We start from the raw sequence: 25571 nt of genomic DNA, 5'->3' as shown, positions 1-25571 counted from the left end.
TATGGCTTCGCTTCTTCCACCGGCAATTGAACAAAACAAAGAGTTCCGGCTGGCATTTGACCTGCTGAAAAATACCACGCATTCGCTGTTTTTGACAGGCAAAGCGGGTTCGGGCAAAACAACCTTTTTGCACTATCTGCGCCAACATCTGCCGAAAAAAATGGTGGTGCTTGCCCCCACAGGCATTGCGGCTGTGCGTGCCGGCGGGCAAACCATTCATTCGTTTTTTAAGATAGACTACAAAGAACTGTTTTTGCCCGATGACCCCCGCCTTGCTTTTGCGAAGATAGAAGAGACCTTTCGCATAGAAGACGATTTCATACAGCTGGTGCAGGGGTTGGAATTGCTGGTCATTGACGAAGTGTCGATGCTGCGCTGCGATCTGGTGGACGTCATAGACCGCATTTTGCGTGTGGCACGGGGCATGCCCCTGATGCCCTTTGGCGGCTTGCCTGTCTTATGGATTGGCGACCTCTATCAGTTGCCGCCGGTGGTGCGCGAAGAAGAACGCGCCTTGCTGAAAAACTACTATGAGCCCAACTTTTACTTTTTTCAAGCACGGGTCTTTCGCCAAGACTATCGCCCGGTGTGTATAGAGCTGCAGAAGGTGTACCGGCAGGCAGACCACCGTTTCCTGAGCTTGCTCAATCGCTTGCGTGAAAATGCACTCACCAAAGAAGACCGTGCACTGCTGCGTTTGCGTGTGGATGTGGAGTTTCAACCACCCCCCAATAGTGGTTTTGTAACCATTTGCACACACAACCGCCAAGCCGAAGCCATCAACCGTAGCAACCTGCATCGTCTTAAAGGAAAGCAGCATACTTTCGAAGCCATCGTGGAAGGCGATTTCCCGCCTTCTATGTATCCGGTAGAAAAAGAGCTGCATCTTAAAGTGGGGGCTCAGGTCATGTTCACCAAAAATAACTGGAGCAAAGGTTACTACAATGGCGAGGTAGGCATGGTGCGCGCCATTGATGAAGACGAAATACTGGTGGAAATTACCGGCAAAGACAAAGAAATTATCGTGGAGCGTGAAGAGTGGGAAAACATACGCTACCGCACCCACCGGGTGCAAAACATGCCTTTGAGTGTGGAAACAGAGGTGGTGGGGCGCTTTGTGCAGTTCCCCTTGCGCTTGGCTTGGGCTATTACGGTGCACAAAAGCCAAGGCATGACTTTCGAAAAAGTATATGCCGAGTTGCATCGTGCCTTTGCCCATGGGCAGGTCTATGTGGCATTGAGCCGTTGCCGCTCGCTGGAAGGCTTGCGGCTGAAAAGCGACATTCCCGCCCACAGCATACGTGTGGATGAGCGCATTACTGCCTTTATAAAAGAAGCTCAATGGCATGGGAAAGAAGTGGAACAACTAATTGCACAAACCTTGGGCGACGACTTCCGTGTGTGCGACAAAGCAGAGACCATTGAGCAGGAAAGCATAGACTTAACCGCCCCCCAGGAAAGCCCGGAGGCATGGCTGGCTGCACTGCCGTCCCTCGACAGCTTGCAACTCATGCGGGAGGCTGTCGAAAAGCAATTGCCGGCAGGCAAAGAGGCTTCTGATGTGCTGCCAAAGCTGTTGCAGTGGCAGCTGCTTTGTTTGGCTATAGAGGTGAAGACGGCAGAAAACTGCCCGGCAGATTGGAAAGCACGCTGGCGCTTGTTACAACAAATGTTGAAACGATGGGAAAAGGCATGATTCGAAGGCTGCTTGCGGGCTTGCAGGCATACGGGCGGCGCCGGCGTTTGGTGCGTCTGCGTTGGCGCCGGGGGATGGTGCGCATAGAGGCGTCTTCTAAATGCCAGCTGAAGTGTCCTTTGTGTTTGACTGCCCAAGGCTATCACCGCAAGCACAGCGCGGTGGGGTGGGGGCATCTGAAAGCTCTCGATTTTGAAGCCTTCCTTGACAAACACCCGCAGGTGCGCCATGTGGAGCTGTCGAATTATGGTGAAATACTGCTCAACCCGCAGCTTATCGACATAATGCGGATTGCACATGAGCGTGCGGTAACCCTTAGTGCCCTGAATGGGGTGAACCTCAACCATGCCCCTGATGCAGTGCTCGAAGCCATGGTGCGTTATGGTTTTGGCAAGTTAAAAGTCTCTATTGATGGCGCAAGCCCGCAAACCTATGCCGTTTACAGGCGTGGCGGTAACTTTGAACGTGTGATGGAAAACATACGCAAGCTGAACGCTTATAAACAGCAATATGGCAGTAAATACCCCAAGCTGAAATGGCAGTTTATTGTATTTGGGCATAACGAGCACGAGATAGTGAAAGCACGCCAAATGGCAAAAGAGCTGGGCATGGGCTTTAAGGTGAAGTTTAATTACGAGCCATCCTATGCACCGGTGCGTAACCCTGCCAAGGTGCGGCAAGATAGTGGCTTGGGGGTGGCTTCCATAGATGAATACGAGCAGCATTATGGGCGCTTACAATCGCCGGCTTGCATGCAGCTGTGGGTGTCGCCGCAAATCAACTATGATGGCGAAGTATTGGGCTGCTGTGTCAATCATTATGCAAGCTTTGGCAATGCCTTTAAAGAGGGGTTGGAAGCCATATTGCAAAGCGAGCGCTACCGCTATGCGCAGAAGATGGTGTTGGGCAGCGCCCCGCCACGCCAAGATGTGCCTTGCACACACTGTAGGCGTTACGAGCGCATTCGTTCGCTTCCGCTTTTCTACAAAGAGTTGCTTGCCGCTTATTCCCAAAGCCATGCCCCCGGCGCTTCTTTCTTTTAAAGCCGGTGCCCTGCATGGGTAGTATCTCTTCCTGCGGCACATCATTGGCATTGACTGAGATAAGCATAAGGATAACTGACTTCAACGCTTTTTTTATTTCTTTGCAAAGTCCACGTCTATGTTATTGAGCCGGATATAGTCTTCATATACTTTGAGTCCGAAGCAAAATATGTCCGTTACTTTGCTATACAGATTGCCTACGATGGATATGTTCTCAATGTCATCTGTCGGATCCCGTTTGAACATATACAAACCAAACATGATAGTCGGTTTGCATAAATGTTCCTTCATAACCGACAAGGACATGTTGTTTTCTTCAATAGGGAAAGTAAATATAACGCTCCCGTCTTAGAATATTAATTCTTTTATCGATTCAGAATAGCAGACACTGATATATTTTGTTTCCGCGGTAATTCTTCTGTCGGTCTCAAAAAGACCTTTTACATTCCCCCCGGCATCCGCAAAGAAAAGCATGATGCGTCTGTCAGGCAGGGTTTGGAAGGGGATGAACATTAAGAAGTATGGCTTGTGTGTCATGGTGCATATAGCCATGGACATGACTGCAAAGGGGCCCCCTTTGTAGGATATATAAAATGGGGGGAAAGCTATGTCCAAGTGCTCTTCGAATCGGTGGTCCAACTCCCAGTGGTACACGTGGAAGGTGTCGGTTTCGGCGATGTAGTCGGGCAGGAGGAAGGGGATGGAGTCCTGCTGTGCTTTGACTTTAAAGAAAGTCAAGAGGATGAAGGTGATGAACAGTAGCTTTTTCATGATTGTTTCGGTTTTTGTTTGTGATTGTCGATTAACGGTTGGTGACCATCTTGCCTATCTCAATGAAGTCAGAGTGTTTTTGGAATATTATGTCGGCCTCACCACCGGGTAAGGTTAACTCGTCAATCATGGTCAACAGGAAATCAGGCGTGATTGCCTTGAACCGCTTCGTCTCTATCGCCCCGGCAAGGAAATAATAGAAGGTAGTGCCGGGCAAAGCATGACTACGTACCCCCTCATATGCCATCAAGGTGAGGACACGGTCGTCGTAGTCGGTTTCATTGTCGTAATACATCAGCACGGGCGGGTCCAAATAATCAACCTCGTGCGCAAACTTGGGATCCGTGTCAAGGAATAAAGCAATGCGAAGGTCGTCTATGTCCTGGTTTGATAACACCAAGTCTATCACTTTTTGACCTTCACCAGAAACAGGCGGTGGGATTCAATGATGCTTCTATCGCTTTCTTTTTGTTTTTGATTGTTACTGACTAATTATACTTTTTCAAGTCTTCTACGAACTTAATCACCGGGTGGACCGGCTCATATATGCTCGCTACCCTGTACAACAGGCTCAGGTTGGCAATCAAAGCGTTGCGCTTCAAGGTGCAATGCAAGGTGTCTTCAATACCTCGGCTGCACGTTTGATAGCAACCCTGTATTTCTGTTGTTTATAATACAAAAAAAACAAATCAATTAAAAACAAAAAAGGCACCTTTTTGAAAGGTGCCTTTGGTGGAGAATACCGGATTCGAACCGGTGACCTCTACGCTGCCAGCGTAGCGCTCTAGCCAGCTGAGCTAATTCCCCGTTTTGCTGATGCAAATTTAATACAAGCTTATTTTCTATGCAAGCGTTGCGCATGAAATTTTTAACTTTGTCCTGTTGTTTGTAGTTAAAATCGTGTGCAAACCTTTGAAAATGAAGTATGATTCAAAATATATTTTTTGATATTGAAGTGCCGGAATTTGCCGACAGTCTGTGGCTTGACAACTATTTGGCGGAGGGGTGGTTTCGTAGTAGTCATATGATGCTGCGCTCGAATGTATTGTGTGTGGAAGGGGAATTGCTCGAAACAATCAACATACGCTACGACCTGCGTGACTATGAATACCCTAAGCGGCTGCGCAAGCTGATGCGCCGCAACCGCAAGCGCTTTCGCCATGAAGTGCGCCCGGCAAGAATTACGAAGCGGCGCCGGCAAATGTATAAAGCGCATATCAAGCGGTTTAAGGGCATGGTGGTGCCTACGCTCGATGCTTTTATGCTGGGCAGCTTTCATGAGCACAGCCCTTTTAATACTATGGAAGTGACCGTCTATGACGGGCGGCGCATCGTGGCCGTCAGCTATTTCGACGTGGGGATGCACAGCCTGGCCAGCATTCTGGGCTTTTTTGACCCGGATTATAGCCGTTATAGCTTAGGCATATATACCATGCTTTTGGAAATAGAGTGGGCACAACAACGCCAAATGCATTATTATTACCCCGGTTATATTCTGGATGCGCACCCCCTCTTCGATTACAAGCTGCGCCTGGGCAAAGCCGAAGTGTATGACTGGAATAACCGTTGGGTGCCTTTTCACCCGCTTATGCGCGAACATACGTTGGCTGCAAATATTCGTTCAAGGCTGCAGCTGCTCAAAGAGCACTTCACGCGTGCAGGCGTGGGACATGAGCTTTATACCTATCCTTTGGCTTATTTGGGTTACTTGGAAATGCCTTTGAGTGGAGAGGCTGTTTTGTTTCAGTCGCTTAATTTTGTACGGGACTTCGCCCTCTTTTACTTAGGCGCCGACGAAGACGGTAATTTTTGGATGGCTGCCTATGACCCGCTGAAACAACTGTACCATATTGCCGCCATGCGTTATTTCCCCCTGAACAGCCTCGTGGAAAAAGCGATGGACATACAAGTGGAAGAGAGCCCCAATACCTTGCTCGATATTCTCTATTATCAAGAATTCTATTATCTTGGGGAGGAGGCTGAGCAAGTAGTTTTGCAAGCCAAACAATTACAGAAAGCTTTGTCATTAAACCTTTCAAAAAAGCCATGACTATACAATACTTAGGACACGCTTGTTTTTTGGTAGAAGTAAACAACTGCAAAATTCTTTTTGACCCTTTTGTGTCGGGCAACCCCTTGGCTGCCGATAAAGTATCTTTGGAAGACATGCGTTGCGACTACATGTTGGCATCGCACGGGCACCAAGACCATGTGGCCGAGGTCATGAGTGTGTACCAGCATTGCGAGGCAGAGCTGGTGGCTGTCTTTGAAGTGAGCCGCTGGTTTGCCCAGAAAGGCGTGAAGCGCGTGACTTCCATGAACATAGGAGGCAGCGCACAGTTCGATTTCGGTAAACTTACTTTGGTGCCCGCCGCCCACAGCAGCAGCATGCCCGATGGCTCTTATGGGGGTGTTGCTGCCGGTTTCGTTCTGCAAACCCCGGAAGGTACCCTTTATTTTGCCGGCGATACCGGTTTGTTTGTCGATATGCAGTACTTCGGCGAGCGTTACGACATAGACGTGGCTTTTCTGCCGGTAGGGGGGCACTATACCATGGATGCGGCCGATGCGGCCATTGCTGCCCGCTGGCTGAAAGCCAAGCATGTAATAGGCATGCACTACGATACTTTTGAGCCTATTCGTATAGACAAACAGCAGGCACGGGCTGCCTTTGAAGCCGAAGGACAAAAGCTGCACTTGTTGAGTATTAAGGAAAAAGTATCGTTTTAAGGGTAGCAGATAATAAAACTGCCGTATCTTTGCGGGCTTGGCATTTGGAGATGGACTTATGATAGATACCCAACAAAACAAAAAGATGAAAAGGGAACAGGCGCATCCGCTTGTGTTCCCGGTGATGGAGCATTTCTACACCTTGCAGGGCGAAGGGGCTTATCAAGGGCATGCTGCCTATTTTGTACGCCTTGCCGGCTGCGATGTGGGCTGTGTGTGGTGCGACGTGAAAGAATCATGGCATACGGACGGCTACCCGTCCTTGCCGGTAGATACACTCATAGAAGCGGCACGCGCCCACCCTGCCCGTTTGCTGGTGACCACCGGCGGCGAGCCTTTGATGTATCGCCTGGATGCATGGTGCCAACAGTGGCGTGAGGCGGGCTTCCGTTTGCACCTCGAAACTTCGGGCGCCTATCCGCTTTCCGGTACGTGGGACTGGATTTGTCTTTCACCTAAAAAATTCAGGCGTCCCCATGAAAGTGTGTGCCGCCAAGCTCATGAGTTGAAAGTGGTGGTGTATCATAAAAGCGATTTTGCTTGGGCAGAAGAATATGCTGCCAAAGTACCGGAAGGCTGCCTGCTGTTTTTGCAGCCCGAGTGGAGCCGCGCCGAACAGCTTTTGCCACTCATTATAGAATACGTAAAAGCCAACCCGCGTTGGCGTATTTCGTTACAAACACATAAATACATGAACATTCCATAAAGACAGCCTTATGCGTCGATTCGTCCTGATTCTGTTTTTTTTGCTGTTGATGGTTCCTTTTGGAGGACGTGCCCAGCAGTATTCAACCAAAAACAAAAAAGCCATTAAGTTGTATGAGCAGGCAAGTGCCAGCTTCCGTTTACGCGACTACGAAACGGGCATGAACCTGCTGTTACAAGCCGTACAAAAAGACCCCGCCTTTGTGGAGGCTCATATGTCCTTGGCGCATAACTTTCAACTGTTTGGTTACTTGCCCAAGGCTTTGGAGCACTACGAAGCGGCCGTAAAGGCAGATCCGAAAAGCCCCAAGGTAGTGGGCGCTTATTATACTTTGGCTACCGAATACTTAAAACAGGGGCGTTACCGGGAAGCGAAAGAGTATGCACTGCGCTTTTTGAGTTTTCACCCTGAACCGAACAATTTCACCAACGACATTGAGCGGGTAGTGGCTTCGGCAGAATTTGCCTTGGAAGCCATGCAGCAACCACTGCCTTTTGAGCCGAAACCCCTGCCCGGCAAGGTGAATCGCGAAGACTACCTGCAGTATTTCCCTGTGCTTACTGCCGATGAAGAGATGCTTATTTTTACGGCAAGGCGGAAAGAGCAAGGGCGCGATGAAGATATACTTGTAAGCTACCGGCAGGAAGATGGCTCTTGGGGCGAGCCGCAACCTTTGTCACCGGTCATCAATACGGCTGCCAGTGAAGGCACTTGTGCCATCTCGGCCGACGGCACCGTGCTGGTATTTACCTCTTGCCAGTCGCGGCGCGGCTATGGCAGTTGCGACCTCTTTGTTTCTTACCGTTATGGCAATGAATGGAGCACCCCCGTTAACTTGGGCGCCAACGTGAACAGTTCTTCTTGGGAGTCGCAGCCTACGCTGTCGCCCGATGGGCGCGTGCTCTTCTTTGTTTCCGACCGCCCCGGTGGCATGGGCGAGCGGGATATTTACATGACCATGCGCGATGAAGACGGCCGCTGGCTGCCGGCTGTCAATGTGGGTGCCCCCATCAATACTTATGCCGATGAAGTATCGCCTTTCTTATATGCCAACGGCAAACGTTTGTTTTTTGCCTCGAATGGGCATGTAGGCATGGGCGACTTCGACCTGTATTATAGCGATTGGCATCGCGGGCGCTGGAGTGAGCCGGTAAACTTGGGCTATCCTTTGAACGACCATCAGTCGCAAGTGTCCTTGTTTGTTACTGCCGATGGCAAGAAAGGATATTATGCGCAAGAGCAATGGGAGGGGCGCCGTCAGCTGTCGGCTATTTTGATGTACTTCGACATGCCCCCGCAGCTCATACCCGCCGAACAAACAGCCTATGTGAAAGGCGTAGTGCGGGATGCCCGAACCGGCAAGCCTCTGAAAGCAGAAATAGAGTTGTTCAATGTGAATGAAGACAGCCTGATAGCACAGGTTTGGTCCGATACACTCACCGGCGAATACCTTATCGTACTGAATCAAGGAGCAGATTATGCACTGGAAGTAAACAAAGCCGGTTATTTGATGAAAAGTCTTTCTTTCCGTCTTAAAGAAACGAATGATACCCTGCGCCCGGTGATACTGGACATAGAGCTGGAGCCCATTACGGCAGGCAGTAAGTTTGTTCTGTCGAATATCTTCTTCGATTACGGAAAATACACGCTCCGGGAAGAATCGAAAGCCGAGCTGCGCAAAGTGGTGGAGTTCATGCAACAAAACCCCTCAGTAACCGCCGAAATAGCCGGGCATACCGATGACATCGGCGAAGAGAAAGCGAACATGGAGCTGTCGCTTCGGCGGGCAAAAGCGGTATATGATTACCTGATAGCGGCAGGCATTGAGCCCCGCCGCCTAAGCTATAAAGGCTATGGCGAAACACAACCGGCAGTGCCCAACACCTCAGACGCGAACCGGGCACAAAACCGCCGCATCGAGTTTCGCATCATATCTGTAGAAAAAACAGGCGAATAGGTACGTGCACCCCTTCGGTTTAATGAAAAATTTCTAAATTGCAGCGATTTTAACGGCTCTGTAAACAATGAAAAAACGAATTGTTCAAGTAGGCGATATTGCTTGTGGCAGCGAGCAACTATTCCTCATCTCCGGTCCTTGTGTGATTGAAGATGAAAGCATTATGATGCAAACAGCCGAGAAGCTGAAAGAAGTGTCTGAGCGCCTCGGTATTCCTGTTATTTATAAGTCTTCTTTTCAGAAAGACAACCGCAGTTCTTTGAAATACTACACCGGTCCCGGCTTGGAAGAAGGTTTGCGTATCTTACAAAAGATAAAAGACACATTCGGCTTTCCGGTGCTTTCAGATGTGCACTACCCCTCGCAGGTAGCCCCTGCAGCCGAAGTGTTGGACGTCATACAAATACCGGCTTACTTGTGCATGCAAACCGACCTGATGGTGACGGCTGCAAAGACCGGCAAGGTAATCAACATTAAGCATGGGCAGTTTTTGGCACCCGAAAATATGATTAAGCCCGTGCAGAAGGCAGTAGATGCCGGCAATGACCAAATCATATTGACCGAGCGCGGTTATACCTTTGGCTACAACGACTTGATTGTGGACCCGCGTAGCTTCTACCATCTGAACCAGACCGGCTATCCGGTGGTGTTCGACATTACCCACTCTATTCGCAAATACGGTATTCCGAGTGCCGACCCGCGCGGGGGCGCCCGTGAGTTCTTGCCTACGATTGCGCGTGCCGGCGTGGCAGCCGGCGTGGATGGTGTCTTCATTGAAACACACCCCAACCCCGCCGAAGCGCTTTGTGATGCGGCCAGTCAAATGTGCGTTTTCGACCTTGAAGAGTTTTTAAAACCCTTGATTGAAATTCACAATTTAGAAGTAAAATACCGACCTGTCTTTACCGAATAAACAGAAACAAAGCAAATAAAGCCTATGGAATTGTATCTTGACTCTGCCAATATGCAGGAAATAGAGGAAGCCTTCAAGTTAGGTTTCCTGACCGGTCTTACCACCACGCCTACCTTTATGCATCGTGAGGGCATCCGCGATATCGATGCCACCATTATCAAGCTGTCGAAGATGGTGCCCATTTTGCAGATAGAGGCACTGGGCGAAACCGCCGATGAAATAGTAAAAGAAGCCGAACGCCTCATTGGGCTGGGCTTGGACAAAGAAAAGACGGTCTTTAAAATCCCCGTTTCTTTGGAAGGGGTCAAAGCTTGTAAGCGCCTGACGGACCAAGGGTATAAGGTGAATATCCACTTGGTATATACCTTGCAGCAAGCCTATATGGCCATGGCTGCCGGGGCTACTTATGTTTGCCCCTTGGTAGGACGCCTGCAAGACCAAGGACATGACGCATTGGCACTGGTAGAGCAGTGTGTGAAGGCAGTGAACTACTATGGCTATCCTTCGAAAATCATGTTTTCGTCGGTGCGTCATCCCGAGCATGTGCGCAACGCCATCAACATAGGCGTGCATACCTGTACGGTGCCTTGGAAAGTAATGAAGATGCTCACCGAAAATAACTTTACCACACTGGGTACGCAGCAGTTCTTTGAGCATACCAAGCTCATGACCATGCATGTGAAAGAGGTGATGAAGCCTTACAACCCGGTGGTGCGTTTGGACCAAACCGTGCTGGATGCAACCATTCAAATGACGGAGTCGGGCTTTGGCGCCGTGACCGTGGTGGACGACAAAGGCGACATCGTGGGTATCTTTACCGACGGAGACTTGCGCCGCCGCTTGCGTGAGAACGGCAAGGATATCTTGCAAAAGAAAATGAGCGAGTTTGAATGGCACAAGCCGTTGACCATTGAAGCCGGGGCGCTGCTGCATGAAGCCGTGGAGATGTTGCGCCAAAAGTCGGTAGATAATTTGGTGGTAACTGAAAACGGCAAGCTGGTGGGCATGCTGGACGTGCAGGACCTGTTGCAACTAAATATTTTTGTATAAATCATGTTGACAAGTCAAATTACCGACCGCTTCCGTAGCATAGGAGGAGAGTTTTGTGTTTCGCCTCAGGAGCTGCGGGAGCGGCTCGATAACACCCGCATCTTCCTTTTCGATTGGGACGGTGTGTTCAATGCCGGCGAAAAAGGAAAGGGTGCCACAAGCCTCTATGCCGAGGTGGACTCTATGGGCTTGAACATGCTGCGCTTTGGCTACTATCTGCAAACCGGTGAAATCCCTAAAATGGGCATCATCACCGGGCAGGAAAACCATTCCGCCTTTCAGCTGGCTACACGCGAACACTTCGATGTGGTCTATTATAAGTTTCGTCATAAAGCCCTGGCATTGGAGCACCTCGAAGCAGCGTATGGCATTCAGGACTATGAAGTGGCCATGACTTTCGACGACATTGCCGATATCACCGTGGCAAAACGGGTCGGCGTGCGTTTTCTGGTGCGCTGCACGGCTGCTGTCTTATTTAACGACTACGTAAGAAAAAACAACTACTGCGAGTACATTACCGGTCACGAAGGGAAGGATAATGCAGTGCGTGAAATCAGTGAGCTGGTATTGGGTATTCGTGGTGTGTTTGAGCAGGCCATCGAAGAACGTTTTGATTACTCGGATAAGTTCCGGGAGTATATGCGCTTGCGTAACAGCATAGAAACACGCTTTTTTATTGGGCACGACGACCACGTAGTGCCTATTGATGTGCACATTGAAGACCATCGCTATTAGTTCAAGCCTTATTGCCGGCAGGCATTACAGTGAACCATAAGGGCACTCATGTGTATGAGTATGCCCTTTTTCTTTGATAATAAGAAAGGTCAGTTTTATGAAAACGGAAGTGTTTACGCAGGAAAAAGAACAAAAAAGCAATGCGCCGGCGCTCTTTTGGGGCAGTCAAAAGCGTTTGTTGCTGCTTTTTGCGCTGGCATTGGGCATATTTGCGGCAGCTCGTTTGGCACTGCTTTGGCGCTTCGGGCAAAACCTGGAAGGCTATGAGCAGGATGTCGTATGGGCTTTTGTAGTGGGGGCGCGCTATGACCTGTTGGTGATTGCTTACATGTTTTTGCCTCTGCTGCTTAGCTCGTGGCTTTATTGGTTTCGTGGCGGCAAGGCAGAAGCTGCTATTCGCCGCTTTCAGCGCTATTATGCAACCTTCATACTGTCCGCAGCAGTCCTGGGCTTGCTTATCGACCAAGAGTATTATACCTACTTTCAAAGCCATCTGAATGTTTTTGTGTTTGCTTTTCTTGAAGATGACACGGTGAATATTTTGCGTTCGATATGGTCTGACCACTCACCGGGTCTCTTTTTGAGTTTGTGGCTGCTCATTACCATGGGCTTGGCTTATCTGATGCGGCGTTGGTTTGCCCGTCCTTGGGTGGTCAGTTGGCAGATGTCCAAGGGGGCAACGGCCTTGTGTCTGCTTTTGTGGCATGGTTTATATTTTGTAGCCTTGCGCGGTTCATTTACCGAGTTTCCCCTGCTCATCGATGATGCTTCTATTTCTGACAATGGTTTTGTAAACTACCTTACGCCAAACGGTTTTTTTACTTTCAAAGAGGCATTTAAGGAAAGAAATGACTTGTTTGAGCCCAAGGCTTCCATATGGGAACAGTATGGGTTTTCGGGCAGGGAAGAAGCCCTGAAGGTACTGGGGCATGAGGACCTGCACAAAAAAACACCTGTTAATGACTTTCTGGCAAAAAATCCGCCCAATGTGGTGTTTATTATCATGGAAAGCATGGGCACCGATTACCTGCGGCTGCACAGCGAAACATGCAACACCTTGGGAAGCCTTGCTGCTTTGTTGCCGGAAATGTATGTTTTTCTGAACACCACCTCGGCACAAAATGGTACCATACCAACAGTAGAAGAGTTGCTGCTGAATACGCCCTTGCATCCCATCACGCAGTCGCGCCACCGTCGTACTTCTTTCGAAAGTTCGGTGGCTTATCCTTTCAAGCAGAAAGGGTATTTGACGGGCTTTTTGACAAGCGGCAAGCTGGCATGGCAAAACCTGGAAGAGTTTTTACCTTACCAATATTTCGATTTTCAGGTGGGACGTTCTTTGTTGCGCAAGCGCTATCCGCAAGCCGAAGAAAACGATTGGGGGGTATATGATGAGTTTTTATTCGATTACACGCTTGAAAAACTGCAGGAGTCGCCCGGCAAGCCCAAGTTCTTTTTCCTGCTGACCACGACCAACCACACACCTTTCCGCCTGCCTTCCACTTATGAGCCTTTGCCGGTAAGCATTCCCGACTCTATTCGCCGTGCGATGTTGACCGAGCCGGATATGGCACAGCGTAGTTTTTACAACTACCAATATGCAGCGCATCAGTTGGGTTTGTTTTTGAAGCGCCTGAAAGAAAGTGAGGAAGGGAAGCGCACCATCGTGGTCATCACGGGCGATCACAATAACTTGATGGTGATTCCTTATGATGACAGCCGTCTGATGGCGAAGCGCAGCGTGCCTATCTTGTTTTACATACCGGAGGCATACCGCCCCAAACAGCCGGTGGATACGGGCGTGCCTGCTTCTCACAAAGATATTTTTGCCACTATATTTCCACTGGCTTTGTCCGGGGCTGACTACTGGAGCTTAGGCGAAAACCTGTTTGATGCTTCACAGCCCGGACGCTTTTTTGCCTTGAATGCCGGCACTACTGCCTTTGACAGCCAATATGGCATTGCCGATATCCGGCAACAAAAAACGTTGTACCTGCACAGGCAGCCTACGGGCAAGTGGCAAGCCGGCGAGCCCCGGCCCGAACACGAACAGCTACGGCGCCGGGCACTGGCTTACGTGGCTTTGTGGCATGACTTCTTTAACAGTCGTTTTTAAGTGCAAAAACCTTCTCTTTCCGAAAGAGAAGGTTTTTTATGTATCCGGCGGGTGTTTTTTACCGGTATATGCATGCTTTTGCCTAAATTATTCTTTGTGCTTTGCAAGCTGTATTTGGAATGTAAAAAATATCTGCTTTATGTCTTTGAAATACAGGGAATTGAAAAGAGAAGCCTTGCACTTGTTGCGTGGGCCTTCTTTTGTAATGATTTTTTTATTGACAAGCATAGCAGCGGCGGTAGTTTATACAATGCGCGGCACTTTTTTGATTTATGCTACCGTGCAGGTGTTTCACGACATGATGAATCTGCTTATAGGTTTGTTGGCGGGTATTGTGGTTACCACCTATTCCATCACGATAGTGGCACTGCAGCTTACCTCAACACAGTTCTCGCCACGGGTTATACGCCATTTGCTTTCGCAAGACTTGTACACACAAATTACCTTGGGCAGCTTTCTAAGCTGGATAATCTTTTGTTTGATTATTAAGTTCTGGATTTTATCCCCTTTGCCATTTGACGCCCCGCCGGGCTACACCGCTATTTTATGGGTAAATGCGGCTATTTACGGTGCCTTTTTTCTTTTGGCAGTTCTTTTGCCTCATTTTATTTTGACCATTGCGCAAAATATCAATGCCGCTCATATTATTCGTAAAATCGCTTTGCATACATTGGACGTAGTGGCAGAAGAGGCGCAAGCATGGGAACAAATGGAAAAGGCAGAGGCGCCCGCGGCATCGGAAAATGATTGTTATGTGAAAAGTAAGCGCTTTGGGTATATACAAGAAATCGACCATGAAGCCATACGTCATTGGTTGCGCCGGCATCCCGGGGTTTTATTTGTGGAGCAAAGCCGTAGTGTAGGCGCTTTTTTAACAGCCGGTGCGCCTATTTTTCGTTTTCGTTTATCCGCTACGCTTGCTGAAGCGCAACGCCATCAATTGATGCAAAAAACCGGGCATTTTTTGCAGCGCTGTTATTCGGTAGGGCAATTCCGCAGCTTTCGCCAAGATGTGCACTTTGGCATTCGCCAGATTGTCGATATTGCCATCCGGGCAATATCGCCGGCAGTCAATGATCCTACCACTGCCATCAACTGCTTGGATTATTTGGGTCAGTTGGTGCTTTCGCTTACCGAATATCGCATGCCCACGGGGCGCGTGAACCGTTATCGCAACGAACCGCTTTATGTGCGCACCGTTACTTTCGATCAGATAGTGAATCAGGCTTTTGACCAAATTTATCACTTTGGGCGTCATGACTACGCCGTGCTTAGCCGCACCTTCAGCTTGTTGAATACCTGTGTGCGGGCAGTATCGAAGCAGGAGCATCTGTATGTGCTGGGCGATGAAATCGGTGAGTTTGTTGAAGATCTGTTGCGGCAAATAGAGATGGAGACGATACAAGCCCACGTAAGCCAGGTGCAACTGGCACGCTTGGCTGGCATTGCCCGGCGCACCTGTGACGACTGGTTGGCAAAGACCGAAGAGTTTGCGGAGATGGGCAACAAGATGCGTCTGCTTCATGAAAAAATACAAAACGACAGCCGGCGGCTGCAGGCTCTGCATGATGCCTTAAACAGCTGAAAAAGCTTTCAAAATCCCTGTTTTTTTGCTATCTTTACATGTTTCAAAACCTTGCCTGCAGGGCAGGTTTCTATTGTGGATTTTGTGTTTTTTAGACAAGAGAGAATATGAATCAAGAACAGACCAAAAAAGTCGCTTCATCTGATTACTCAGCAGCAAGTATTCAAGTATTGGAAGGTCTGGAGGCCGTGCGCAAGCGCCCCGGTATGTATATCGGTGACGTGGGCGTCAAAGGCTTGCACCACCTTATTTGGGAAGTAGTCGATAACTCTATCGATGAGGCTTTGGCCGGCTACTGTACGCAAATTGAGGTGGTAGTGCATGAAGACAACTCGGTGGAAGTGTCCGACAATGGGCGCGGTATCCCCACCGACATTCACCCCAAGGAAGGGCGTTCCGCTCTGGAGATTGTCATGACCGTTTTGCATGCCGGCGGTAAATTCAACAAAGACTCATACAAAGTGTCGGGTGGCTTGCATGGTGTGGGGGTGTCTTGTGTGAATGCCTTGTCGGAATGGCTGGAGGTAACTGTGCATCGTGATGGCAAAATATTCAAACAACGCTACGAGAGGGGCGTGCCGCAACACCCGGTAGAGGTCGTGGGCACCACCGATCGCACGGGTACTACCGTGCATTTCAAGCCGGACCCCCAAATATTTCCATCTACCGAGTACAAATACGAGACAATTGCCGATCGCTTGCGTGAGTTGTCTTTCTTGAACAAAGGAATTCGATTGACGCTTACCGACCTGCGCCAAAAAGAAGAGGATGGGCAGCCTGTGAAGGAGGAGTTTTTCTCGGAAGGTGGTTTGGTTGAGTTTGTGGAATACCTGGACGCTACACGTGAGCCTATCATCCCGGAAGCGATTTACGTAGAAGGCGAAAAGAATGGCGTACCGGTAGAAGTGGCGCTTATTTACAACAACTCTTACCAAGAGAATGTGTTCTCTTATGTGAACAATATCAATACCATAGAGGGGGGGACCCATGTGGCAGGTTTTCGTAGTGCACTTACACGTACGCTAAAGGCTTATGCCGAAAAAGAAGGCTTGCTTGAAAAAGCAAAGGTGGAAATCACAGGGGATGACTTTCGCGAAGGGCTTACTGCCGTGATTTCGGTAAAGGTGGCAGAGCCTCTTTTCGAAGGACAGACCAAAACCAAATTGGGGAACTCGGAGGTGCGTGGCGCCGTGGATACTTGTGTGAGCGAGGCACTGGGATACTACCTGGAAGAGAACCCTAAAGTAGCGCGTACCATCATCGATAAGGTGATACTGGCAGCGCAGGCGCGTCATGCCGCGCGCAAAGCCCGTGAGCAGGTGCAACGCAAAAGCGTCTTGGGCAGCAACTCGCTTCCCGGCAAGCTGGCCGACTGCTCAGAAAAAGACCCTGCGCTTTGCGAAATTTATCTGGTAGAGGGCGATTCGGCGGGCGGCTCTGCCAAGCAGGCGCGTGACCGTAACTTCCAAGCCATTTTGCCCCTGAAAGGTAAAATATTGAATGTAGAAAAGGCGCAGGAGTATAAGATTTATGCCAACGAAGAAATTCAGCATATCCTGCGTGCCTTGGGCGTAAGCTGGGGCGTGCGCAACGAAGAAGGGGAAGAAGATTCCAAGGCTTTGGATTTAAGCAAGCTGCGCTATCATAAAATCATCATTATGACTGACGCCGACGTGGATGGTAGCCACATACGCACCCTTATATTGACTCTTTTCTTCCGCTATATGCGTGAACTCATAGAGAAAGGTTATGTATATATTGCACAGCCGCCTTTGTATCTGGTGAAAAAAGGGAAGGAAGCCGTATATTGCTGGACCGAAGAGGAGCGGAAGCAGGCAGTGCAAAAGCTGGGCGCCGGGAAGGATGATTCGGTGAGTGTGCAGCGCTACAAAGGTTTGGGGGAAATGAACCCCGAACAGCTCTGGGATACTACCATGAATCCCGAAACCCGCAAGTTGAAGAAAGTAACCATCGAGTCGGCTGCCGAAGCCGATCACCTCTTCTCTATTTTGATGGGCGATGATGTGGCACCACGCCGCGAATTCATAGAGCGCAATGCCAAGTATGCCAATATTGATGCTTAATGCCGCCTTGGCTTGCTTTTCAGCGGGCGTCTGTCTTGAGAAAGGCAGGCGCCTGTTTTTTTTTATCATTGTTGGGCTTGCAGTATCATGTCGGCGGCTTTCTCTGCAATCATAATCGTAGGAGCATTCGTATTGCCGCTTGTAAGACAGGGCATCACAGAGGCATCCACAACGCGTAGCCCTTCAATGCCTTTTACGCGCAAATCAGGAGTTACCACTGCCTGCTCGTCAGATTCGCTGCCCATACGGCAGGTGCCCACCGGGTGATACACAGACTCCAAAGTGCGTAGTATGTGCTGCATGAGTGTTTCGTCATCGCTATCGGCCGGCGGGAAATAAGTCTCTTTGCGGTAGGGCATAAAAGCATCACTTTCCATGACTTCCAGTGCCCTGCGCACACCACGAAGCAGCGTTTGCCTGTCGTTTTCTTCTTTCAGATAAAAAGGCTGGATGATGGGAGGGGCAAAAGGGTCAGCGCTGCGCAGGTCAATGAAACCGCGGCTTTCAGGGCGCAATAAAGTTACTAAAATAGAATATCCGCTATGGCGAGGATATTGCCGCAGGTCGTAAAGGTCAACGTCATATCCGCCCAGATGAGCCGGTACGAAATGGAATTGCATGTCGGGGCGGTCGCTGCTTTCATTTACTTTCAAAAAGGCATTGGCTTCTAATGGAGAAGCCGCCACAAAACCACGTTTCAAAAGCAAGTATTCGGCAAGCCCTTGTAATTGCTTGTACCAGCGCAGTTCATGGTTGGCAGTGGGCACACATGCACGACTGCTTACAATAGCAAAACAATGGTCATGCAGGTTTTTTCCCACTGCGGGCAGGTCTTTTTTTACTTCTATGCCGAGGCTTCGCAGCCGCCCGGCTTCGCCTATGCCCGAGAGCATCAAAAGCTGAGGTGAGCCGAAAGCACCGGCACAAAGCAGCACCTCTTTACGGGCATATACCGTCTCTGTGCTTTGTTTGCCTTTGTTTATTTCAACCCCCACTGCCCGGTCGTTCTCAATCAACAGGCGTCTTACATGTGTGTTGGTGACGACCGTAAGTCTCGGATGACGAAGTGCCGGGCGCAAAAAAGCAGCGGCACAGCTGTGTCTTTTGTAATCTTTGATGGTGAATTGAAAAAAGTTGGTGCCCTCTTGCTGTTTACCGTTAAAGTCTTTGTTGAAAGGAATACCACATTGAATGCAAGCCTCTATGAAGGCTTCTGACACTTGATGGTGGGTGTAGGGAAAGCGCACATTCAACAAGCCGCCGGTGCCGTGATAGGCGGTATCAAGCTCATCTATATTTTCATTGTGTTCAGAGCGGATGAAATAAGGCAATACATCTTGATAACTCCAGTGCGTGGCACCCATATTTGCCCAGTCGTCATAATCTTTCGCGTTGCCACGTATATAAGCCATGGCATTGGTGGAGCTGCTGCCGCCAAGTGTTTTTCCACGGGGCTGAAACAAACGCCTGTTCAGCACATACGGTTGCGGCTCTGTGTAGAATGCCCAATCTACCGCGCTGCGATTGAGCTTAGAATAGGCAGCCGGTAGATGAATTTCGAGCTTTTTGTCTTTGGGACCGGCCTCTACAAGCAACACCCTGAAAGGCGTTTGGTGAGTCAGACGGTAGGCCAACACACAACCTGCCGAGCCGGCGCCTATGATGATGAAATCGTAGCTGCTTTCCATATGATTTGTTGTTAAAAGATAGCAACACTCACCGGCTGGTGCGCCCCTTGCTTTATCAACTTTTTGATATCTCGCTTATAGGGGTAAAAGTCCACTTGAATCGTATGGCGGGGTGATTCTTTGTAACGTCGGCGCAATTGTTGCTCGTAGCGCTCAATGTCGCGATACATACTTGCTTTATCGGGTAGTTTACAATCGCCTTTCAGCAGCTTGGCTACCCAAATAGCTTGCTGCTCGGCCAAGGGCATGACAGCACCCAAAGGCTGAATGAATCCGATAAAGTACAGCCCTTTGTGCTCGGGGTGTATCACGTGTTTATAAAGACGCAGGCGATTGTCTTCTTCCACATACAAAAAATTTTTATCGAAAAAAGGAAAACTGATTTTGTAACCGGTCGCATAAATTAGCACATCGACCTGTTCGCTGCTTCCGTCACTGAATAGAATACGATTGCCCTGCAACTCTTGAATGATAGGTTTAAAGCGAATGCGCCCATGTCCTGCTAAGTTGAATAAATCTTGCGAGATGGTGGGGTGTTCGCTTAAAAGGGGTTTGTCTGATTGGGGTATGCCATAGCGCTCTTGTTTGCCACGGGCTATCCATAGGAAAAAAGAGAGCAGTGCACGTTGCATGCTCAAAGGCAGCCACTCTACGCTGTATTTATTCAGCGTGTCGAAGGGAATACCTACAATATATTTGGGCAAGACATGAGCTCCACGGCGTGAAGATATCCAGACCTGTCCGGTAGTATAACGCGCCGCTTCACAGGCAATATCTACAGCTGAATTGCCAAAGCCTACTACTACTACATTTTTGTTCCCCAGAAATATATCGGGTTCTTTGTAGTCGTGGGCGTGCATGCAAAGGCCTGTAAAGGTGCCGGGAAAATCCGGATAGCGAGCTTTCCAATGGTGACCGCTGGCTACCAAGACGGCAGAATAGTCATGTACACGTCCATCTTGCAGATACACGCGATAGTGGTTGTCTGCTATTTTTTCGACACGCTCCACCCCGGTTCGAAACCGTATTTTATCTCTGAAACCGAAGTGTTCTACGTAGCGCCGGAAGTATTCATAGATTTGAAAGTGGCTGGGGTAGTCAGGGTAGTCTTCCGGCATAGAAAAATCGGAAAAAGCCATGACCTCTTTAGAGGTATTGATGTGTAGAGAGCGGTATGCCGACGACATGCCGTTGTCGTTCATATACCGCCAATTGCCGCCTATGTCGGAGCCTTTTTCGTAGCAGTCGAAGGGAATACCTTCGTCTTGGAGCACCTTGCAGGCGGCAATGCCACTGGAACCGGCGCCAATGATACACACTCGCTTTTCCATCACCGTAGAGATTTGGTTGTTCTATATTAGAATATATCTTTATTTTTTTAAAATGCTTCTAATTAAAATTATATTTTTAGAATTTTGTTTGATGTCTTTTTTTGCTTTCTTATTTCGGGGGCAAGGGTAAGTCTGCGCATCAGCCATTTGCGCAGGAATGGAAAATGGTCGTAAATCCAAACAAGGAAGCGTAGTTTGAAAGGAATTTTATAATGTGTGCGGGGATGATGTACCGCCTTCCAAATAGCAAGGGCTACGTCCTCGGCTTCCAGGTCATAGCCGAACTGACCGAAGCTCCAAGCCCGGTAAGGGGCATCAGTAACCATAGGCGTACGCACAATCAGAGGCATCATGGCACAAACATGTATGCCATGGCGCTCAAACTCTAATTCCAAAGCTTCGGACAATGCCCTCACTGCATGTTTGCTTGCCGAATAGACCGCCACCTCCGGTGTGCCATAAATAGCCGATGCCGAAGACATATTGACCACGCAGGCTCCCTCTGTATTTTTAAGCAGCGGCAGGGCATGATAGGTTACATTCATCACGCCCCACAGATTCACATCTACCAAGCGTTTTTGTTTTTCAAGTGGTAGTTCATCGAAAAAACCCATTTCCAGCAGCCCTGCATTGTTGAGGAGTACGTGCATCTGCTTTTGAGTCTGTTCTCCAAACAGCACCATTGCTTTGCGCACCTCTTCTTCTTTGCGTACGTCCATAACGGCATAGCAGGATGGTCCGGGCAAAGAAGCAGACAGCCTCTGAAGAGCTTCTTCGTGAAGGTCAAAAAGCCCCACAAACCAACCCTCTTGTGAAAAGAGGCGGGCAGTAGCAGCACCGATACCGCCCGTTGCCCCGGTGATAAAAATGCTTTTCATGGATTAGTTTTATTTTTTATGTTTAAAATACAATTTTTGTTTTTACTTTAGAAATTATTTGCCAACTAATTTGTGTGGAAAGTGTTGTATTTTTGAGGATTAAGAACCTAAAAAGCTTTTATGCTTGTTGTTTTAAGCGACACAACCGAACAGTCATTTTATGAGCAAATTTGAATTGGTAGCACCTTTTCAGCCTACGGGCGACCAACCGGAGGCCATCCGTCAATTGGTGGAGGGCATACGCCGGGGCGAAAAGGCGCAAACATTGTTGGGCGTAACCGGCTCGGGCAAGACTTTTACCATCGCCAACGTGATTGCGCAGCTCAACAAACCTACGCTTATCATCAGCCATAATAAAACCTTGGCAGCCCAATTGTATGGCGAATTCAAGCAGTTTTTTCCGAACAATGCCGTAGAATATTTCATTTCCTACTACGATTATTATCAGCCGGAGGCTTATATTGCCACCACCGATACCTACATAGAAAAAGAGCTTGCTATCAATGAGGAGATCGAGAAGTTGCGTTTGCGTGCAACTTCTGCTTTGCTGTCGGGGCGCAACGACGTGATAGTCGTGGCTTCGGTGTCGTGTATTTATGGCATGGGGAATCCCGATGAGTTTGCCCGCAGCACCATTCACCTCAAACGGGGACAGACGTGCGACATGCGCGACTTTCTTTTCTCTTTGGTTGATATCATGTATCACCGCACTGAAGGCGATTTTGTGCGGGGCAGCTTTCGTGTGAAGGGCGACACGGTGGATGTGTTCCCTGCCTATGCCGATTGGGCATACCGTATCAGCTTCTTCGATGATGAAATCGACGAAATCAGCCGCATAGAACCGGAATCAGGAAAGAAGATCAGCACGGAAGAATATATCCGCATTTTTCCTGCCAACTTGTTTATTACGGGCAAAGAGGTGCTGGATATGGCAATGCGCGAAATAGAAGAAGATTTGGAAAAGCAGGTGGCCTTTTTAGAAAAAGAAGGGAAAAGCGAAGAAGCCCGCCGTCTGAAGGAACGCACCCTCTTTGACCTGGAGATGATGGCTGAGCTGGGCTATTGTTCAGGCATAGAGAACTACTCGCGCTATTTCGACCGCCGGCAACCGGGACAACGCCCCTTCTGCCTGCTCGATTACTTCCCCGATGATTATTTAATGGTGATAGATGAAAGCCACGTGACCATTCCACAAATACGAGGCATGTACAACGGTGACCGGGCGCGTAAGTTGTCATTGGTAGAGCATGGGTTTCGTTTACCGGCGGCATTAGATAACCGCCCCTTGCGTTTTGAAGAGTTTGAGTCGTTGATTCATCAGGTGATTTTTATGAGTGCTACGCCGGCTGCTTATGAGCTGGAGCAGTCGGGGGGAGCAGTAGTAGAGCAGGTGGTGCGCCCGACCGGCTTGCTGGACCCGCTGATTGAAGTGCGTCCTACGCTGAATCAAATCGACGACCTGCTGGATGAAATATCGATGACCATTGAGCGGGGGGAACGTGTGATGATTACGACGCTCACCAAGCGTATGGCCGAAGAGCTTAGCCGCTATTTGGACAGGATAGGCATCCGGGCGCGTTATATTCACTCGGAGTTGGATGCCCTGGAGCGGGTAGAGGTACTGCGCGATTTGCGCCTGGGCGAGTTCGATGTGCTGGTGGGGGTGAACCTGCTGCGCGAAGGCTTGGACTTGCCCGAGGTGTCTTTGGTAGCCATCATGGATGCCGACAAGGAGGGATTTTTGCGCGATGAGCGTTCTTTGATTCAGACCATCGGGCGGGCTGCCCGCAATGCCAACGGGCGGGTGTTGATGTATGCCGACCGCATCACGAAGTCGATGCAAAAAGCAATTGAGGAAACCAACCGGCGGCGTGCCAAGCAGGAAGCATATAACCGTGAGCGGGGCATTGTGCCCAAGACGGTGCTCAAGTCAAAAGAGGCTATTTTGGAGCGCAGCCGCCTGACCGGGCAAGAGAGCAAAGAAAAGCAGGGCTACAAAACAGATAAGTGGGGAGGTCACAAGCAGGTAGCCGAGCCGGCACATGCCTACCACAGTATGGATGCTGCGGCGCTAAAGGCGCGTATCAAAGAAGTGCAAGCAGCCATGGAGGCAGCTGCCAAAGACTTGGATTTTATACAAGCGGCCGCCCTGCGCGATGAGCTGTTGGCGCTTAAAGAACAGTTGAAAAAGGTAGAGCGGTAAATCCATGCGTATCAATCCGGAAGACTACCATGTTGTATTTAACAAGCCTTACCTTACAGGTAAGGAAGCCCTTTATATTGAGCAAGCGGCAAAAAGGTGGGGGCATCTTTCCGGTAATGGCAAATACACGCGCCTGTGTCAGCGCTTTTTTGAGGAGCGCTATGGCTTTCGCCGTTGCCTGCTGACCACTTCTTGCACGGATGCACTCGAAATGGCTGCCCTGTTGCTAAACATTCAGCCCGGCGACGAGGTGATTATGCCTTCCTATACTTTTGTGAGCACAGCCAATGCTTTTGTACTGCGTGGCGCCAAAATCATATTTGCCGACAGCCTGCCTTGGCATCCTAATATGGATGCGCACAGCATAGAAGCGCTGATAACACCACGAACTAAAGCCATTGTGGTGGTGCATTATGCAGGCATGGCCAACGACATGAAAACAATCTTACAAATAGCCGGACGTCATGGTTTATATGTGGTAGAAGATGCCGCACAAGCCATTGACAGCTATCATAAGGAAGGGAACCGCCGCTTGCCTTTGGGCAGTTTGGGGCACTTGGCTGCTTTTTCTTTTCATGAAACCAAAAACATCATTGCCGGAGAGGGGGGAATGCTGGTAATAAACGCCCCTTCCATGGAAGCACGTGCCGAAATACTTTGGGAGAAAGGAACCAACCGCAGTGCTTTCTTCAGAGGCGAGGTGGATAAATACAATTGGGTAGATGTAGGTTCGTCTTTTTTGCCTTCCGAAATCATAGCCGCCTTTTTGTATGCACAGCTCGAACATTTGGAGGCCATACAGCAGCGCCGTCTGAACTTGTGGAACTACTACTACCAAGGGCTGAAACCATTGGCAGAAGCCGGCTTTATAGATTTACCCACGATACCGGCCTATGCCACCAACAATGCCCATATGTTTTACATTGTTTGTCGTAGTTTGGAAGAACGTAGCCGGCTAATAGATTACCTGAAACGGCACGGCATCTTGGCTGTTTTTCATTATCAACCGTTGCACGACTCGCCTTTTTATAGAGAGAAGCACGACGGGCGCCCCTTGCCCAATTGTCGCCGTTTTGCCGATTGTTTGTTGCGCCTGCCGCTGTTTTACGAGCTGACTCACACCCAGCAAGACTATATCATAGCTACGATAGAGGCTTTTTATAGACCTCAAAAAGGAAAAAAGCCGTAGCGTGTGCCACGGCTTACATGAGCGGTGTCTGTTCGAAAAAATTCGAACCGATTTCGCCCAAAACCGATAAAACTCGCGGGGCGGGCGGCATTCCCCCCCAGACCCCCCTTCCGCCCGCCCCGCGGAAGGCGACCTTTTCGGATTGGACGATTTCAAGTTTTTCTAATCCGCCAAGGGCGGATTGCTCGGCTTCGCCGAGCTTGGCGGCAAATTCTTTTATAAATTTATATTAGAAATATCATTTTTGTAAAGTTTTCTAATAATATCCTCTAAAGGATGAGAGGTATTATTTTGTGCATAAAAATCTGCAATCTGGATTGCGTATTCTGCTTTCCCAGTACCAAACAATTCTTTAAATGCTTTGCTTGTCTTATTTGGATATTTACTCTTTATTTTCTGTATATCTGATATATTTTTTCCAGTAATATTTGCAATATCTTGGTCAGGAAATAAATCTTCGATTTCTCCTTTTGTATTAACTAGAATATTTTTTGATTTTAAATCATTTATCAGTTGGGGTATGTCGTTGTTTTGATAATTAACCCCGATCTCTCTACATAACTCCTTAAGTTTATTCTGTTTTGATGGATCTAAAACAAAATCTTTATCAACAATTGCACAATATTCAATACCAAAAGCAGAAAGTATCTTTATGTAATTTACAATACTATCAACAGAATCCATCCTAATTATACCGACATTTATCCTGTCAAAATTACAATCCTCACTATCTGGATCTGCGGGATTTTGTTTTGTGATTTTATCTAAATTATTAAAAAGATGCTTTTCTGTTGGTCCCTCTACCAAAATTACTCTATCACTAAAGAACAATTCTGCATTATCCTTATGAATAAAACGTCTAAAATGAACAACATCAAAAGAGGGATCTTGTCTAA

The 25571-nt window shown here is 48.8% G+C and carries 21 protein-coding genes and 1 tRNA gene; 14 read left to right on the top strand and 8 right to left on the bottom strand.

Going from position 1 to position 25571, the window contains the following annotated elements:
* Position 1: 1 nt before the first annotated feature.
* Positions 2–1696, top strand: coding sequence for an ATP-dependent RecD-like DNA helicase (locus QVE43_RS04030; RefSeq protein ID WP_288004467.1), 1695 nt, complete (start codon positions 2–4; stop codon positions 1694–1696).
* The gene (locus tag QVE43_RS04025; protein WP_288004465.1) at positions 1693–2739 is read left to right on the top strand and encodes a radical SAM protein; all 1047 of its coding nucleotides are present in this window, start codon (positions 1693–1695) and stop codon (positions 2737–2739) included. The genes QVE43_RS04030 and QVE43_RS04025 overlap by 4 nt, the downstream gene beginning before the upstream one ends.
* 93 nt (positions 2740–2832) lie before the next feature.
* On the opposite strand, the gene QVE43_RS04020 is transcribed toward QVE43_RS04025, so the two are convergent.
* The 4 genes from QVE43_RS04020 to QVE43_RS04005 all read right to left on the bottom strand — a co-directional run bounded on the left by QVE43_RS04020 (position 2833) and on the right by QVE43_RS04005 (position 4317).
* Complete coding sequence (locus QVE43_RS04020) at positions 2833–3000, bottom strand: hypothetical protein (RefSeq protein ID WP_288004464.1); 168 nt, start codon at positions 2998–3000, stop codon at positions 2833–2835.
* 87 nt (positions 3001–3087) lie between these two features.
* Entirely contained in the window at positions 3088–3510 is a 423-nt protein-coding gene (locus QVE43_RS04015) for a hypothetical protein (protein WP_288004462.1), read from the bottom strand.
* 31 nt (positions 3511–3541) lie between these two features.
* Positions 3542–3910 carry a hypothetical protein gene (locus tag QVE43_RS04010; protein ID WP_288004461.1) on the bottom strand — a complete coding sequence of 123 codons (369 nt, stop codon included), beginning with the start codon at positions 3908–3910 and terminating at the stop codon, positions 3542–3544.
* Between the two features lie 330 nt (positions 3911–4240).
* Positions 4241–4317 (bottom strand) — tRNA-Ala (locus QVE43_RS04005).
* A gap of 118 nt (positions 4318–4435) precedes the next feature.
* Here QVE43_RS04005 and QVE43_RS04000 point away from each other — a divergent pair.
* The 10 genes from QVE43_RS04000 to gyrB all read left to right on the top strand — a co-directional run bounded on the left by QVE43_RS04000 (position 4436) and on the right by gyrB (position 17386).
* Positions 4436–5560 carry a GNAT family N-acetyltransferase gene (locus tag QVE43_RS04000; RefSeq protein ID WP_038032868.1) on the top strand — a complete coding sequence of 375 codons (1125 nt, stop codon included), beginning with the start codon at positions 4436–4438 and terminating at the stop codon, positions 5558–5560.
* Positions 5557–6240: a metal-dependent hydrolase gene (locus QVE43_RS03995; RefSeq protein WP_288004459.1), complete on the top strand. Its 684-nt coding sequence runs from the start codon at positions 5557–5559 to the stop codon at positions 6238–6240. Before QVE43_RS04000 ends, QVE43_RS03995 begins: the two co-directional genes overlap by 4 nt.
* A gap of 85 nt (positions 6241–6325) precedes the next feature.
* Positions 6326–6946 (top strand): 7-carboxy-7-deazaguanine synthase QueE, encoded by a 621-nt coding sequence (locus QVE43_RS03990; protein WP_288004458.1) that lies wholly within the window; start codon positions 6326–6328, stop codon positions 6944–6946.
* 10 nt (positions 6947–6956) lie between these two features.
* Positions 6957–8903 carry an OmpA family protein gene (locus QVE43_RS03985; protein ID WP_288004457.1) on the top strand — a complete coding sequence of 649 codons (1947 nt, stop codon included), beginning with the start codon at positions 6957–6959 and terminating at the stop codon, positions 8901–8903.
* Between the two features lie 67 nt (positions 8904–8970).
* The gene (kdsA, locus tag QVE43_RS03980) at positions 8971–9816 is read left to right on the top strand and encodes a 3-deoxy-8-phosphooctulonate synthase (RefSeq protein WP_038032874.1); all 846 of its coding nucleotides are present in this window, start codon (positions 8971–8973) and stop codon (positions 9814–9816) included.
* A gap of 24 nt (positions 9817–9840) precedes the next feature.
* Entirely contained in the window at positions 9841–10866 is a 1026-nt protein-coding gene (locus tag QVE43_RS03975; RefSeq protein ID WP_038032876.1) for a transaldolase family protein, read from the top strand.
* A 3-nt stretch (positions 10867–10869) separates the two neighbouring features.
* On the top strand, positions 10870–11601 hold the full coding sequence (locus QVE43_RS03970; protein ID WP_051633401.1) for a hypothetical protein: 732 nt from the start codon (positions 10870–10872) through the stop codon (positions 11599–11601).
* Positions 11602–11698: 97 nt separating this feature from the next.
* On the top strand, positions 11699–13717 hold the full coding sequence (locus QVE43_RS03965) for an LTA synthase family protein (RefSeq protein WP_288004455.1): 2019 nt from the start codon (positions 11699–11701) through the stop codon (positions 13715–13717).
* Positions 13718–13856: 139 nt separating this feature from the next.
* Entirely contained in the window at positions 13857–15302 is a 1446-nt protein-coding gene (locus QVE43_RS03960) for a DUF2254 domain-containing protein (protein ID WP_288004453.1), read from the top strand.
* Between the two features lie 107 nt (positions 15303–15409).
* Positions 15410–17386, top strand: coding sequence for a DNA topoisomerase (ATP-hydrolyzing) subunit B (gyrB, locus tag QVE43_RS03955; protein ID WP_288004452.1), 1977 nt, complete (start codon positions 15410–15412; stop codon positions 17384–17386).
* Positions 17387–17451: 65 nt separating this feature from the next.
* Here gyrB and QVE43_RS03950 read toward each other — a convergent pair whose 3' ends face one another.
* From QVE43_RS03950 to QVE43_RS03940, 3 genes are all read right to left on the bottom strand, one after another.
* Complete coding sequence (locus QVE43_RS03950; RefSeq protein WP_288004450.1) at positions 17452–19074, bottom strand: GMC family oxidoreductase; 1623 nt, start codon at positions 19072–19074, stop codon at positions 17452–17454.
* 11 nt (positions 19075–19085) lie between these two features.
* Positions 19086–20405, bottom strand: coding sequence for an NAD(P)/FAD-dependent oxidoreductase (locus QVE43_RS03945; RefSeq protein WP_288004449.1), 1320 nt, complete (start codon positions 20403–20405; stop codon positions 19086–19088).
* A 68-nt stretch (positions 20406–20473) separates the two neighbouring features.
* The gene (locus QVE43_RS03940; RefSeq protein ID WP_288004448.1) at positions 20474–21283 is read right to left on the bottom strand and encodes an SDR family oxidoreductase; all 810 of its coding nucleotides are present in this window, start codon (positions 21281–21283) and stop codon (positions 20474–20476) included.
* Positions 21284–21443: 160 nt separating this feature from the next.
* Here QVE43_RS03940 and uvrB point away from each other — a divergent pair, with 160 nt between their 5' ends.
* Positions 21444–23486, top strand: a complete 2043-nt coding sequence (gene uvrB, locus QVE43_RS03935) for an excinuclease ABC subunit UvrB (RefSeq protein ID WP_288004446.1) — start codon at positions 21444–21446, stop codon at positions 23484–23486.
* Positions 23487–23490: 4 nt separating this feature from the next.
* Positions 23491–24675 (top strand): dTDP-4-amino-4,6-dideoxygalactose transaminase, encoded by a 1185-nt coding sequence (gene rffA, locus QVE43_RS03930; RefSeq protein WP_288004445.1) that lies wholly within the window; start codon positions 23491–23493, stop codon positions 24673–24675.
* 216 nt (positions 24676–24891) lie between these two features.
* Here the strand turns inward: rffA and QVE43_RS03925 are convergent.
* On the bottom strand, positions 24892–25571 hold a 680-nt coding region (locus tag QVE43_RS03925), incomplete at its 5' end, for a TOPRIM nucleotidyl transferase/hydrolase domain-containing protein (RefSeq protein WP_288004443.1).

The organism is Thermonema sp. (assembly GCF_026003375.1).
Lineage (GTDB): Bacteria > Bacteroidota > Bacteroidia > Cytophagales > Thermonemataceae > Thermonema > Thermonema rossianum.
The sequence above is the reverse complement of the archived record's forward strand: the minus strand, read 5'-3'. Positions and strand labels throughout refer to the sequence as shown.